The sequence below is a fragment of the Dactylosporangium sp. CA-052675 genome, from assembly GCF_050947935.1.
Lineage (GTDB): Bacteria > Actinomycetota > Actinomycetes > Mycobacteriales > Micromonosporaceae > Dactylosporangium.
On record NZ_CP192010.1, the window covers coordinates 3,910,144 to 3,923,415 of the forward strand.

Here is a 13,272-nt window from a genome sequence, read left to right on the forward strand (position 1 = left end):
TGGGGGTGTCAGGGCGAGGCGCTGGACCCGCGGACGATCAGGTCGGGGGGCAGCAGGCGGGCGGGTGTCGGGTCTCCCGCCGCCGGGGGCTTGAGCAGGGCGGCGATCATCGCGTGGCCGGCCGCCTCGATCGGCTGCCGGACGCTGGACAGGTCGAGGGCGGAGGCGGTCGGGGTGTCGTCGAAGCCGACGACGGCCAGCCGGGCGCCGCGGGCGTGCACGGTGCGCAGCATCCCGGCGGCGAGGGTGTCGGTGGCCGTGACGACCGCGGTGGGCGGGTCGGGGTCGTCGAGGAGCCGGGCCGCGAGCGCGGCGCCGACCGCGAGGGAGTCCTCGCCGCGCAGGTCCGGCCAGGGTGCCAGGCCGAGCTCGGCGCAGGTGTCCCGCCAGCCCTCGGCGCGCCGGTCGCCGACACCGCCGTCGGGCGGCCACCCGGCGAAGGCGATCCGCCGGTGCCCGGCCTCGGCGAGGTGGCGGGTCGCGGCCGCGGTGCCGGCGGCGTTGTCGACGTCGACCCAGGGGTGGCCGTCGTCGTCGCCGGTGCGGCCGAACGCCGCGAACGGCACCCGGTGCGCGCGCAGTGCCGGCGGCCGCGGATCGCCCACGTGCAGGCCGTAGAGGACGAGGGCGTCGATCGCGCCGGCCTTGTGCAGGGCGACGGCCCCGGCGACCTCGCCCTCGGCGTCGTCGGCGGTGTAGAGCAGCAGATGGTGGTCCTCGGCGCGGCCGGCGTCGGCGAGGGCGTGCAGGAAGCGGTCGTGGATGCTGCCGAGGGCGTGGGGGTGCACGGGCTCCAGGCGGTAGCCGATCATCCGCGACGACGAGGCGCGCAGGCCCTGGGCGAGGCGGTTCGGTCGGTATCCGAGCTGGTCGATGGCGGCCTCGACCCGCTCGCGGGTCTCCGGCCGGACCCGCTCGGGCGCGTTGAGCACGTTGGACACGGTCTGCCGGGAAACCCCGGCGGCCTTCGCCACGTCCTCAACAGTGGGCTGCACAATCGCTCCCGAATGTCGTATGGTGCGTCGTGTTGAACGTTCAAAACGGCAATCGGGAAGCGTTTGAACGTTCAACACCGGATGTCGGGACGTTCCCACTCGCTCGTCGGCTTGTCAAGAGGTACCGATATGCGCCAGCCCTACCTGCACGAGCACGTCACGTGCGTGGCCGCCCCCGCGACCTGGCTCTCCGGCCCGTCCGGCGACCTGCGCGCCGACCCCGACGGCCTGTTCGTCGAGGACCGCCGCGTCCTGGCCCGGCTGACGGTCACCGTGGCCGGGCACGACCCCGTGCCCATCGGCGCCCGGCGGGCCGCGGCGGCCGCGGCCGAGTTCGCCGCCGTGGTGCGCGAGCTGGGCGACGACGGCCCCGACCCGACCGTCACGCTGACCCGCCGCCGCGAGGCGGGCCCGCGCGGCGGCACCGAGACCCTGGTGCTCGCGAACGCGTCCCACGAGACGCTGCGCGCGACCGTCGAGGTGTCGGCGGCCACCGACTTCGCCACCATGGGCACGGTCAAGGACGGCCTCGCGGCGGAGCTGTCCACGGTGGACGTCTACCCGCAGGCCGTGTCGCCCGATGGGATGACGGTGACGGTCGCGGCCGAGCCGGCTCCGGCCGGCCCCGGGCTGCGCTGGGAGGTGACGCTGGCCCCGCGGGAGTCGTGGACGGCCCGGCTGACCTTCGCCCGCACCGACACCGCCGGCGCCGCGCGGCCGGCCGGCTCGTCGCCGCTCGCCGTCGCGGCCGGCGACCGGCGGCTCGACGCGCTGGTGCGCACCGGGGTCGAGGACCTCGAGGCGCTGCGCCGCACCGACGGGCCCGACGTGTACTACACCGCGGGCAGCCCGTGGTACCTCACGCTCTTCGGCCGCGACTCGCTGTGGGCCGCCCGCCTCGCGCTGCCGCTGGGCACCGAGGTCGCGGCCGGCACCCTGCGCGCCCTCGCCCGCCGCCAGGGCACGCGGCACGACCCGGACACCGACGAGGAGCCGGGCAAGATCCTGCACGAGGTCCGGCCGGCCGACGCGTCGTACCATCTCCCGCCCGTCTACTACGGCACCGTCGACGCGACCGCGCTGTGGATCAGCACCCTCGCCGACGCGTGGCGCTGGGGCCTGCCGGCCGCCGAGGTCGAGCCGCTGCTGCCGAACGTCGAGCGGGCCCTGGACTGGCTGGGCGGGCACGACGGCTTCATCGCGTACCGCGCGAACGGCAAGGGCCTGGTGAACCACGGCTGGAAGGACTCTGGCGACGGTGTCCAGCACGCCGACGGCCGCATCGCCGAGGGGCCCCTGGCGCTGAGCGAGGTCCAGGCCTACGCGTACCGGGCCGCCCTGGACGGCGCCGCCCTGCTCGACGCGTTCGCCCGCCCCGGCGCCGAGACCTGGCGCGCGTGGGCCGCGGACCTCGCCGAGCGCTTCCGCAAGGCGTTCTGGTGCCCGGGCGGCTACCCGGCGATCGCCCTGGACGGCTCCGGCGAACAGGTCGACAGCATCGCGTCGAACATGGGCCACCTGCTCGGCACCGGGCTGCTCAACGCCGACGAGAGCCGGGCGGTCGCCGCCCACGTCGCGGCCCTCGCCTCGCCGTTCGGGCTCCGCACGGTGTCGCCGGCCTCGGCGGGGTACAACGTCCTGTCCTATCACCTCGGCTCCGTCTGGCCGCACGACACCGCGATCACGCTGCTGGGCCTGGCCCGCGACGGCCACCACGCGCAGGCCGCGGCGCTGGTGCGGGCGCTGCTGGCGGCCGGGGAGCGCTTCGGGTTCCGGCTGCCGGAGCTCTACGGCGGGGACGACGCCGCCACCGCGTACCCGGCCTCCTGCCGCCCGCAGGCCTGGTCGGCGGCCGCGGGCCCGGCGTTGCTGACGGCGCTGCTCGGCCTCGACCCGGACGTGCCGGCGGGACGGGTCACGATCGGTCCGCTGGCCCCGTCCCCGGTCGGCGCGTTCCGGGTGCGGGGGCTGCGCGTCGCGGGGGTGCACCTCGACGTCTCCGTCGCGGCCGACGGCACCCCGACGATCCACAGTGGACCGCCCGGTCTGCGGGTGGCGAGGAAGTCCAGCGGCGCCGGGATGTAGGCGGGGGAGCGGGACCGTGCGGCGGCCGGGCCGTGCGGCGGCCGGGCCGGGCGGCGAGGCCCGCGCCGCGGTGGGCGGGCTCGGCCGCGATCCGTCCTGGCCGGCGGAGGTTCATGCAGTACCCGTGCAAATTGAGGCTGGCGGCGAAAAACTTCCAGCGTTAGTTTGGAGCGCATGAGCGCGACCCTGTCCCTCGCCGCCGTGCTGGCCGAGTCGGCCCGCAAGCACCCGCAGCACATCGCCGTCGTGGACGGGGAGCAGCGGGTCACCTACGACACCCTCTGGCGGGAGGCGCTGTCCTGCGCCGCCGCGCTGCGCGATCTCGGCGTGGGCCCGGGCGACCGGGTCGCGCTGCAGATCCCGAACGTCGTGGACTTCCCCCGGGTGTACTTCGGGGCGCTCGCCCTGGGCGCGGTCGTCGTGCCCGTGCACCTGCTGCTGACCGCGCAGGAGGCCGCGTACACGCTGCGGGACAGCGGCGCCCGCCTGCTCGTGTGCCACCCGGGCCTGACCGCGATGGGCTCGGAGGCGGCCGCGGCGGCCGGCGTCCCGCTCGTCGCGCCCGCGGACCTGCTCGGCGCCGCGCCGCTGCGCTCCTACGTCTCGCGGGCGCCCGAGGACCCGGCCGTCGTGCTCTACACCAGCGGCACCACCGGCGAGCCGAAGGGCGCCGTGCTCACCCACCTCAACCTGGTCATGAACGCGATGGTCAACGTGTTCGACGCCAACGACGCCCGCCCGTCCGACGTGGTGCTCGGCTGCCTGCCGCTGTTTCACACCTTCGGCCAGACCGTGGGCATGAACGGCACCTTCCGCCTCGGCGCCACCCTCGTGATGCTGGCCCGCTTCACCGGCGAGGCGGCGCTGGAGCTCATGGTGCGCGAGAACGTCACCGTCTTCCACGGGGTGCCGACCATGTACGTCGCGCTGCTCGCCGCGGCCGAGGGCCGCGCGGATCTGCCGCGGTTGCGCCTGTGCGTCTCCGGCGGGGCCCCGCTGCCGGTCGCCGTGCTCGAGAAGTTCGGCGAGACCTTCTCGACCGGCATCTTCGAGGGGTACGGCCTGTCGGAGACGTCCCCGACCGCGACGACGAACCAGCCGCACTTCGGCACCCGCGCCGGCACCGTGGGCCACCCGATCTGGGGCGTGGAGGTGGAGATCGCCCGCCCCGAGATCGAGGAGCGCGTCGAGCTGCTGCCGCCCGGCGCGCTGGGCGAGATCGTGGTCCGCGGCCACAACGTCTTCGCCGGCTACCTGAACCGCCCCGCCGACACCGCCGCCGCGATCGTGGACGGGTGGTTCCGCACGGGCGATCTCGGCACGAAGGACGAGTCCGGCTTCGTGACCATCGTGGACCGCAAGAAGGACCTCGTGATCCGGGGCGGGTTCAACGTGTACCCGCGCGAGGTCGAGGAGGTCCTGGCCCGGCACCCGGCGGTCATGCAGGCGGCCGTGATCGGCGTGCCGCACGAGGTGCACGGCGAGGAGATCTGCGCGGTCGTCGTGCCGGACCCGTCGGTGCCGGTCACGGCCCCGGAGCTGGTGGACTGGGCGCGGGAACGGCTGGGGCGGCACAAGTACCCGCGCGAGATCCGCTTCGTGGAGACCCTGCCGCTCGGCCCGAGCCACAAGGTCCTCAAGCGCGAGCTCCGGCGCACGTTCGACCTGCTGTAACTTGGGGCGATGGCAAAGGGCAGGGCGAGGGCGATCGCGCTCTACGGCGAGCCGGTGCTGCACGCCCCGTGCGCGCCGGTGACCGGCTTCGACCGCGACCTGGCCCGGCTGGTGGCCGACATGGTCGCCTCGATGAAGGCCGCCGACGGGGTGGGCCTGGCGGCCAACCAGATCGGCGTGCCGCTGCGCGTCTTCGTCTACGACTGCCCGGACGCCGAGGGCACCCGCCGGGCCGGGCACGTCGTGAATCCCGTGCTGTCGCCGTTCTCGCGGCGGGAGGCCACGACGAGGGACACCGAGGGCTGCCTGTCCGTGCCGGGCCCGCACACGGAACTGCGGCGGGCGGCACTGGCGACGGTGACCGGCGTGGACCTGGAGGGGCGTCCGGTGACGGTGACGGGCAGCGGCTACCTGGCGCGCTGCCTGCAGCACGAGTGCGACCACCTGGACGGCACCGTGTACGTCGATCTGCTGTCCGCACGCCGCCGCCGGAAGATCCTGACCGAGGCCGGCCTGGGCGAGCGGCCGGGACGGGACTGACCCGCGGTCGCGCCGCCCGGTTGCCGCGATCGTTCGGCACACCACGGCGGACCGGAGCTACATTGGGGCATGGTGAGCCTGGACGAGGTGGCGGCGCTGGCGCTGCGGCTGCCCGAGGTGACTGAGGGCGTGCGCTACGGCAACCGCGGCTGGGGCGTGGGCGGCAAGGTGTTCGCCTGGGAGCGGCCGTTCAGCAAGGCCGACATCAAGCGGTTCGGCCGCGAGGAGCCGCCGGCCGGGCCGATCGTCGCGATCAGTGTCGGCGATCTCGGGGAGAAGGAGGCCGTGCTCGCCGAGGGCCGGCCGGGGTTCTTCACGATCCCGCACTTCGACGGGTACGCGGCGGTGCTCGTCGCGTTGCCCGCGGTACGGCTGCGGCACGTCGAGGAGTCGCTTGTGGACGGTTGGCTCTCGTGCGCGCCGCGCGGGCTCGTCGAGGAGTACCTGGCCGGGCGCTGACGGTTCGGGAAAAGAGTTTCCCCGCGCGCCGGGCGGGTAGCGGGACGGGCATGTCGGATATCGATTCCCGGGCCGGTCGTGAGTACGCGCGCAAGGCACCCGACGAGCGGCCGCTGCGAGGGTACGCCGCGGTGCTCGGGGTCTTCGCGGCGGCCGCGGGTGCCGTGGCCGGCGCGGCCCGGCTCGCCGGGCGGGAGCTGCCCGAGCGGCCCGCGGCCGGTGACGTCGCGCTGCTCGCCGTGGCCACGCACAAGTTGTCGCGGCTGATCACCAAGGACGCGATCACCAGCCCGATCCGGGCGCCGTTCACCGAGTTCGAGGAGGCCGCGGGGGAGTCGGAGCTCAACGAGAGCCCGCGCGGGCACGGGGCCCGCCACGCCCTCGGGGAGCTGCTGACGTGCCCGTTCTGCACCGGGGTCTGGGTGGCCGGGGGACTCGCGGCCGGGCTCGTGTTCGCGCCGCGGCTGACCCGGTTCGGGATGAGCGTGGCCGCCGCGGTCGCCGGGTCGGACTTCCTGCACCTGGCCTACGACGCGGCCAAGCGGAAGGCCGCTTGACAGATCTATTCATTCGATGAATAGTCTCGTGCGTGACCGCGTCGTACGTGCTGCTCGGCCTGCTCGGTGCCGGGCCGCGCCACGGGTACGACCTGAAGCACGCCTATGACCGCACGCTGCCCAAGGCCAAGCCGCTCGGCTTCGGCCAGGTGTACGCGACGCTCGGCCGGCTCGAGCGCGACGGGCTCGTCACCCAGGCCGGGCAGGACCGCGCCGGAGGGCCCGACCGGACCGCGTTCGCCATCACCGCGGCCGGGCGCGACGAGCTCGAGCGCTGGGTCGCCACCGTCGAGCCGCCCGCCCCGCACGTCGGGGCCGCGCTGCTGACGAAGGTGATGGTCGCGCTGCTGTGGCCGGACACCGCGCGGGCCGTCGCGTACCTCTCCGCCCAGCGCAAGGCCCACGCCGACCGCCTGCGCGAGCTCACCGCGGCGAAGGCCGCCCCGGGGGCCGGGCTCGGGGACGTCATCGCGGCCGACTACGCCATCGCCCATCTCGACGCCGACCTGGACTGGCTGCGCACCACGCTGGCCCGGGTCGCCGACCTGCCCCCGGGGGTACCGACATGACCGACATCCTGAGGGCCCGGGCGGTGGTGCGCTCCTACGGGGCGACGCCCGCCCTGCGCGGCGTCACGCTCGACGTCGCCGAGGGGGAGATCCTCGCCGTGACCGGGGCCAGCGGGTGCGGGAAGTCGACGCTGCTGCACTGTCTCGCCGGGATCATGCGGCCGGATTCGGGCGAGGTGACGTACCGCGGCAACCGCATCGACACGATGAGCGAATCGGCCCGCTCGCGCCTGCGGCGCACCGAGTTCGGGGTGCTGTTCCAGTTCGGCCAGCTCGTCGCCGACCTGACCGCCCTGGTCTTCCTGCGGCGCAGCACCGACCTGTCGGAGCTGCGCACCACGTAGGCCGGCGATGCGACCGGGCCACGTCACCGTCGACTGCCCGGACCCGTACGCCCTCGCGACCTGGAGCCGCCTGACCGGCTGGCCCGTCTCGGCGCCGCCGTGCACGAGGTCCACCGCGGGCCCGAGGGGCGCGGCTGGGTGACGGTGCGCGACCCCGAGGGCAACGCCGTGCTGCGCCGAGCGGGGTTGACAGGCGTGCGAGAGTGACAACACGACGAGAGAGCGCTCTCTCGCAAGATCGACTCGGGAGTCACCGCCATGACGTCTCGCCTGCGCCTGCTCCGGGGCGCCCTCGCACTCGTGCTCGGCGCCGCCCTCGCCTGGGTGCTCGTCCCGCCCGCCCGGGCCGCGGAGGTCGTGCTCTCGCAGAACAAGCCCGTCACCGCCTCCTCGCAGGAGAGCGCCGGCACCCCGGCCACCGCCGCCGTCGACGGCAACACCGGCACCCGCTGGTCCAGCGCGTTCGCCGCCGGCCAGTGGTTCCAGGTCGACCTCGGCGCGGCCGCGTCCGTCAGCCGCATCGACATCACCTGGGAGAACGCCTACGCGAAGGCGTTCACGATCCAGTTCTCGCCCGACGGCAGCGCGTACACCCAGGTGTACTCGACCACGACGGGCCCCGGCGGCAAGCAGAGCATCGCGGCCACCGGCACCGCACGGTACGTGCGCATCAACCTGACCACCCGGGCGCTGGCGGCCTACGGCTACTCGTTCTGGGAGTTCCAGGTCTTCGGTACCGCGACCGGCAACCCCGGCACCACCCGCGCGATCAACGGCCTGTCCCTCGTCAACGACGTGTCCCGCAAGCCGATCCTCGGCCTGAGCCCGCTGGTCGACGGCGCGGTCGTGGACCTGACCCGCCTGGCCAACCGTAACCTCAGCCTGCGCGCCGACATCGCCGCCGGGGTGAGCCCGGCCGGCGTCACGTTCACCATGACCGGAGCCAAGGGCAGCAGCTACACCCGTACCGAGTCGCAGGCGCCCTACTTCCTGTGCAACGACTACGTCGACTGCCCGCTGCTGTCCACGCCGGACACGTACACCCTGACCGTGCAGGCGCTGTCGTCGGGCGCGGCCCTCGGCTCCGCGTACGCGATCCACTTCACCGTGACGGCGACGGCCACGGCCCCGGCCGCCTCGGACGTGCTGTTCGTGGGCAACAGCCTGCTCGGCACCGCGACCGGGGCCTCCGGCGAGGACACGCCCGCCCTGGTCAAGCACCTGGCGTCGGCGGCCGGGCGCACGCTGAACGTCACCGAGGTCATCCACTTCGGCAACACCCTGCAGCAGACCTGGGACGGCGGCGAGGTCGCGACCGCCCTGAGCGGAACGAAGCGATACGACTACATCGTGCTGCAGGAGTACTCCACGCTGGTCGCGACGAACCCCGCCCAGGCGACGAACACGCTGCTCAACACGTACGCGCCCACGTTCGCGCGCGCACTCAAGCCGGGCGGGCGGATCGTGCTGTTCAAGAACTGGGCGCTGGTCGACCCGGCCCCGTTCGCGACCCGGGCGGCGCAGACGGCGGCGATCGACACGAACTACGCGGCCCTGTCGGCGTCGCTGGGCACCCCAAACCTGCTCGCCCCGATCAGCGACGAGTTCGAGACGATCATCGCGGCCAACGGCACGTCGTACCTCATCGTCGCCGACGGCAAGCACCCCAACGACACCGCGATCTACCTGGACGCCGCGACCCTCTACGGCATCCTGTTCCGCGAGTCGCCGCGCGCGCTGTCCGACCAGTACCTGACGGCGGCGGTGGCGACGACCATGCGCAACGTCGCCGCGGCGGCGATCGGCTACTGATCCTGTCCGTTCCGCCGACGCATTCTGGTTGCCGTGCTGCAACTATCTTGACCGTGCGTGCTCCCGGTTTCGCCACGGTCCTGGTCGCGGTGCTGCTCGCGGGGGCGTGCGGCTCCTCCGGCTCACCCGAGCCCCAGGGCGCGCCGCCGCCCCCGACCACGGTTCCGGCCGGGCCGCCGCCCACCACGGCGGCGGCCGGGCCGGGGTCCGGGTCCGGGGCCGGCGTGGGCGAGCGGGTGCTCAAGACGGTCACGGTGAGCGAGCCGAATCCGTACGGCAACTTCGAGTACGGCGACAACTCGCCCGACTACCAGCCCGGCAACGCCGGCAACGGGGTCCGGTTCAAGTACTGGGACTGCCAGAAGGCGCCCGCGGACGTGTTCAACAACGTCGTCTTCCGCATCGCGGTCGGCACCAACGGCGACAACGGCTACCTCGACGGGCACGACGAGAGCGACCGCAACCCGGTCGAGGGGACCACGCCCACCGGCCAGGGGCTCATCCACATCTGGGGCACCGGGCCGGAGGGCCGCAACCACTACCCGATCGAGGTCGTCAGCGAGGGCCGCTGCAAGTTCCAGCTCGACTTCGTGACGCAGGGCGCCGGCGGGGCGAACGCGCGGCAGCCGATCTGGAAGCAGGACGGCCACGGCAGCGACAACCTCGACACCCCGGCGCTGAAGACCCCGTGGCAGCTCGCGTGGTCGTACACCTGCCCGACGCCGCAGCGCTTCGAGATCGCCGACGACAAGCTCGGCGGCCGTGACATCGTTTCGAAGTCCGGCACCGGCGAGAGCGGCGTCTTCGAGCAGGGCGGCAGCGCCGGTGCGCGCACGCTCATGGTCGTCACCCCGGACGAGTGCACCTGGACCCTGGCGCTGTACCAGTAGCCGGCGCTGCTCCGGGGCCCGCGGCTACCGGTGGCGCAGCGTGTCCGACGGCAGCTGGCCGTAGACCTCGTGGTAGTGGGCGGTGAACCGGCTGTGGCTGGCGAACCCCCAGCGGGCCGCGACCGCCCCGACGGTCGTCGTGGGCGGGTCCGCGTCGAGCAGGTCGCGGTGGGCGTGCTCGAGGCGGACCCGCCGCAGGTAGGCGCCCGGCGTCGTGTCCAGGTGGCGGCGGAACGCGAGCTGCAGCGTGCGGATCGTGACGTGCGCGGCCGCGGCCACGTCGGCCGGGCTGATGTCGCGGTGCGCGTTGGCGTCGATGAACGCGACCGCGCGGCGCAGCGTGACCGGGTGGGCGTCGCGGCGGTCCTCGATCGTCGGCTCGTGGCTGACGTTGCTCGGGAAGGTGGCCAGCGCGGTGGCGAGCAGCAGCCGGGCGGCGTTGCCGGCCAGCAGCGGCTCCAGCGCGGCCGGCGTGTCGGCGACGTTGTCGCGCACGAAGTCGAAGGTGGTGCCCCACAGCCGGGCGGCCTGGGGCGAGAGCGGGTGGAAGCCGGTGAACCGGAACGGCTCCGCACCGCGGTCCGGGCCGGTGTCGGCGACCTGGGCCAGCAGCGCCGGGTCGATGACCGCGAACTCCAGGTCGACGTCGATGTTGATGGACTGGTAGGGCGCGTCCGGGTAGGCGAGCATGAAGATGTCGCCCGGCTCGTTGTCGCACCGCTCGGCGCCGCGCCGGTAGGAGAAGGAGCCCCCGAGCACGCGTCCCATCATCACCCGGCGGATCGGGTCGGCGTCGATCTGGAAGTGCATCGAGAACGTGTTGTGGTGCAGCTCGATCGGCCCCACCACGGTGCGCGCCACCCGCGCCCGGCGCCGCTCGCCGGTGCAGCTGAAGCGCATCGCGCCGTAGGTCGACACGAGCATCTGGTGCGCGGCCTCGGCATCCGTCGTCTCGAACAGCGTCGCCACGCTCACACCCGCAGGGTCCGGCTGGGCGGCTGGCCGTAGACGGCCCGGTACTCCGCGGCGAAGCGGCCCGGGTTGGCGAAGCCCCAGCGCCGCGCGGTCTCGCGCACCGTGACGCCGTCGCCGGGCCCGGCCGCCCGCAGCTCGCGGTGGACGCGCTCGAGGCGGACGCGGCGCAGGTACTCCATCGGCGTGATCCCGAGGTGCCGCCGGAACGCGACCTGCAGCCCCCGGGAGCCCACCCCGGCCGCGGCGGCGATCTCGGCGACGGTGAGCGGGCGCTCCGGGTTCTCCTCCATGAACGCCTTCGCGCGGCGTACCACGGCCGGGGCCACGCGGCCGTCGGCGGGGGCCCGCGCGGCGGTCATCGTCGTGTTCGGGAACGCGCTGAGCATCGTGACCGCGCCGAGGCGCCGCAGGTGCTCGGCGAGCAGCGGCGGGAGGTCCAGGCCGGGCGTGGTGAGCTGGCGGGACAGGTAGGCGGCGGTGCCGGCCCAGTATCGCCGCATCGCCTCCGACACCGGTAACGCCCCCTCGAACCGCAGGTCGGCCGCGGGCAGCCCGGTCTCGGCCTCCGCCAGGTCCGCCACATACGGCAGCGGCAGGCTCACCGCGCCCAGCGCCGAGCGCCCGTATTCGCCGACGAACGAATGGCTCACCGGGAACAGCATGCCGTCCTCGGGCCCGAGCTGGATATCCCGTCCCCGGACCCGGACGGTGATTTCACCACTTTCGACGATGCCGCCCAGGAGGTACCCGACCGGCTCCGACGCCGCCGAATACCCCACGCCCCCGAGCCGCACGCGCAGCCCGCCGAGCTCGCCGTGCTCGCGCGAGCGCATCGACAGATCGACCTCGGCCGGGTCCGTGAACGTGATCCGGGCCCGGTGCGCGACGACGTGGTTCAACGCTTCCGCGATCACGTCCCGGTCCCGGGTGCGGATCTCGACCAGACCCGAATGACCTGCGGTCGAATTCACGAACCACCTCCAGTTTCCGGCACGTTACCCGCTCAGTGACGTTCCTGTCCGGATAACGCACCTTCGCACTGGAGCTAACCACACGGCGATCGTTCGCTTGGCGCGGTAGTGACCAACCTTTGCTCACCGTCACGCTGAGCACACACGCAGTGGGCGCCGCGGCCCTTCCCGGCACGGCTCGCGTCCGCGCGGCCATGTCCGGTCGGCCGCCGGGGTGGCTCGTGCCGGTCGGACACCGCCGGGGGTGTTTCGTGCCGGTCGGCCCCCGCTGGGGTGGCTAGTGCCGGTTGGCCGCCGCCGGGGGTGTTTCAAACCGGTCGGCCGCCGCCGGTCGGTGCGTCGGCGCCCCACGACGCCGGTGTCATGCACGAGCGCACGACGGGACGGGAGCGACGATGGCCACGGGCGACGACCGAGCCGGCTGGATCACCACGCGGTACCGCCCGGAGTCGCGCACCGTCCTCGTCGTGGCCGGCGGTCGCCTCGAGCGCCTGAACCGTCCCCAACTGGCCGCCGTCCTGCGCGCCGCCGTCGCGAGCGGCCCCAGCGCCGTCGAGGTCGACATCGACCGGGCCACTCTGATCGACCCGGCCATCGTGCGTGCCCTGCTCGACGCCCGCGACCTGGCCGCCGAACACGGCTGCCGATTCCGCGTGCTGGACCCGACCGGCCTGCCCGCGAGAATCCTGGAGGCGACGGGCACCCGCGCGGCGCTGTGCGACCCCTCCCCGTCCCTATCCCCGTCCCCGTCCTCGTCCCCGTTCCGTATGCGCCGCTGAGGCCGCCGCAGTCCCGTGACCGGCTTCGGCACTGTGGTGCGGTGACCGGCTTCGGTTCGCCGGTGCGTCGACCGGCTCTGGTTCGCCGGTCCTCGCGCGGGCCATCCCGGCGCTGCCGCCGAAGGACCGCCTGCGCTACCCGGCCCTGATCGCTTCCATCGCCACGATCGCCCTGCGCGAGCGCGCCCGGTCGTCCTGGTGGTGGCTATCATTGTGCTGGACGTCGCCATGCAGACCCAGGCCATCCTGAATCAGTCCCGAGTCTTCGCCGTCTCCCACCAGGCCCGCAGCCGCCTGAACACCGCGTACGTCGCGGGCATCTTCGCCGGCGGCGCCCCGGGCTCGGCCGCGGCGGCCGTGTTGTCCCTCGGCGGCCGGGGTGGCCGGCGATCACGACCGCCGGCCTGGTTCTGAGCGCGTTCGCCCCGCTGGGCCGGCGCGGCCCGCTGATCTCCGCCGGTCCGGCCCCGGCCGCCGACGAGACCGCGGTGCGACGATAGCCCGGCGACCGCGAACGATCACGCGGCTGAGAGGACCCGGAAGAATTGGCCCGCGCCCGGCTGCCGCACTGGGCCCAGGAGCCAGCACAGCCGCATCGCCGCCTGCTGGTCGTGCGCGGCTC

General features: G+C 74.1%; 13 protein-coding genes and 1 pseudogene. 11 read left to right on the forward strand and 3 right to left on the reverse strand.

What is annotated here, in order from left to right:
• Nucleotides 1–8 precede the first annotated feature (8 nt).
• Nucleotides 9–995, reverse strand: coding sequence for a LacI family DNA-binding transcriptional regulator (locus tag ACQP1P_RS17870; RefSeq protein WP_433087796.1), 987 nt, complete (start codon nucleotides 993–995; stop codon nucleotides 9–11).
• Nucleotides 996–1,124: 129 nt separating this feature from the next.
• On the opposite strand from ACQP1P_RS17870, the gene ACQP1P_RS17875 reads away from it, so the two are divergent.
• From ACQP1P_RS17875 to ACQP1P_RS17915, 9 genes and pseudogenes are all read left to right on the forward strand, one after another.
• A complete protein-coding gene (locus ACQP1P_RS17875; RefSeq protein ID WP_433087797.1) occupies nucleotides 1,125–3,080 on the forward strand; it encodes a glycogen debranching N-terminal domain-containing protein in 1,956 nt (651 codons plus the stop codon).
• A gap of 174 nt (nucleotides 3,081–3,254) precedes the next feature.
• Nucleotides 3,255–4,754 (forward strand): long-chain-fatty-acid--CoA ligase, encoded by a 1,500-nt coding sequence (locus ACQP1P_RS17880; RefSeq protein WP_433087798.1) that lies wholly within the window; start codon nucleotides 3,255–3,257, stop codon nucleotides 4,752–4,754.
• Nucleotides 4,755–4,763: 9 nt separating this feature from the next.
• Complete coding sequence (def, locus tag ACQP1P_RS17885) at nucleotides 4,764–5,294, forward strand: peptide deformylase (protein ID WP_433087799.1); 531 nt, start codon at nucleotides 4,764–4,766, stop codon at nucleotides 5,292–5,294.
• Nucleotides 5,295–5,363: 69 nt separating this feature from the next.
• Nucleotides 5,364–5,753, forward strand: a complete 390-nt coding sequence (locus ACQP1P_RS17890; RefSeq protein WP_433087800.1) for an MmcQ/YjbR family DNA-binding protein — start codon at nucleotides 5,364–5,366, stop codon at nucleotides 5,751–5,753.
• A gap of 50 nt (nucleotides 5,754–5,803) precedes the next feature.
• On the forward strand, nucleotides 5,804–6,310 hold the full coding sequence (locus tag ACQP1P_RS17895; protein ID WP_433087801.1) for a DUF1360 domain-containing protein: 507 nt from the start codon (nucleotides 5,804–5,806) through the stop codon (nucleotides 6,308–6,310).
• 32 nt (nucleotides 6,311–6,342) lie between these two features.
• On the forward strand, nucleotides 6,343–6,879 hold the full coding sequence (locus ACQP1P_RS17900; protein ID WP_433087802.1) for a helix-turn-helix transcriptional regulator: 537 nt from the start codon (nucleotides 6,343–6,345) through the stop codon (nucleotides 6,877–6,879).
• Nucleotides 6,876–7,172 (forward strand): annotated as a pseudogene (locus tag ACQP1P_RS17905) (ATP-binding cassette domain-containing protein); the annotation flags it as partial. The gene ACQP1P_RS17900 and the pseudogene ACQP1P_RS17905, both read left to right, overlap by 4 nt.
• A gap of 309 nt (nucleotides 7,173–7,481) precedes the next feature.
• Nucleotides 7,482–9,035, forward strand: coding sequence for a discoidin domain-containing protein (locus ACQP1P_RS17910; RefSeq protein ID WP_433087803.1), 1,554 nt, complete (start codon nucleotides 7,482–7,484; stop codon nucleotides 9,033–9,035).
• A 53-nt stretch (nucleotides 9,036–9,088) separates the two neighbouring features.
• Nucleotides 9,089–9,925, forward strand: coding sequence for a hypothetical protein (locus ACQP1P_RS17915; protein ID WP_433087804.1), 837 nt, complete (start codon nucleotides 9,089–9,091; stop codon nucleotides 9,923–9,925).
• A gap of 24 nt (nucleotides 9,926–9,949) precedes the next feature.
• On the opposite strand, the gene ACQP1P_RS17920 is transcribed toward ACQP1P_RS17915, so the two are convergent.
• Both ACQP1P_RS17920 and ACQP1P_RS17925 read right to left on the reverse strand, forming a co-directional pair.
• Nucleotides 9,950–10,900 carry a helix-turn-helix transcriptional regulator gene (locus tag ACQP1P_RS17920; RefSeq protein ID WP_433087805.1) on the reverse strand — a complete coding sequence of 317 codons (951 nt, stop codon included), beginning with the start codon at nucleotides 10,898–10,900 and terminating at the stop codon, nucleotides 9,950–9,952.
• Nucleotides 10,897–11,871, reverse strand: coding sequence for an AraC family transcriptional regulator (locus tag ACQP1P_RS17925; protein ID WP_433087806.1), 975 nt, complete (start codon nucleotides 11,869–11,871; stop codon nucleotides 10,897–10,899). The genes ACQP1P_RS17920 and ACQP1P_RS17925 overlap by 4 nt, the downstream gene beginning before the upstream one ends.
• 395 nt (nucleotides 11,872–12,266) lie before the next feature.
• Between ACQP1P_RS17925 and ACQP1P_RS17930 the strand changes: the two genes are divergently transcribed.
• Together ACQP1P_RS17930 and ACQP1P_RS17935 are read left to right on the forward strand one after the other, a co-directional pair.
• Entirely contained in the window at nucleotides 12,267–12,650 is a 384-nt protein-coding gene (locus ACQP1P_RS17930; protein WP_433087807.1) for an STAS domain-containing protein, read from the forward strand.
• A 198-nt stretch (nucleotides 12,651–12,848) separates the two neighbouring features.
• On the forward strand, nucleotides 12,849–13,064 hold the full coding sequence (locus tag ACQP1P_RS17935; protein ID WP_433087808.1) for a hypothetical protein: 216 nt from the start codon (nucleotides 12,849–12,851) through the stop codon (nucleotides 13,062–13,064).
• Nucleotides 13,065–13,272: the final 208 nt, after the last annotated feature.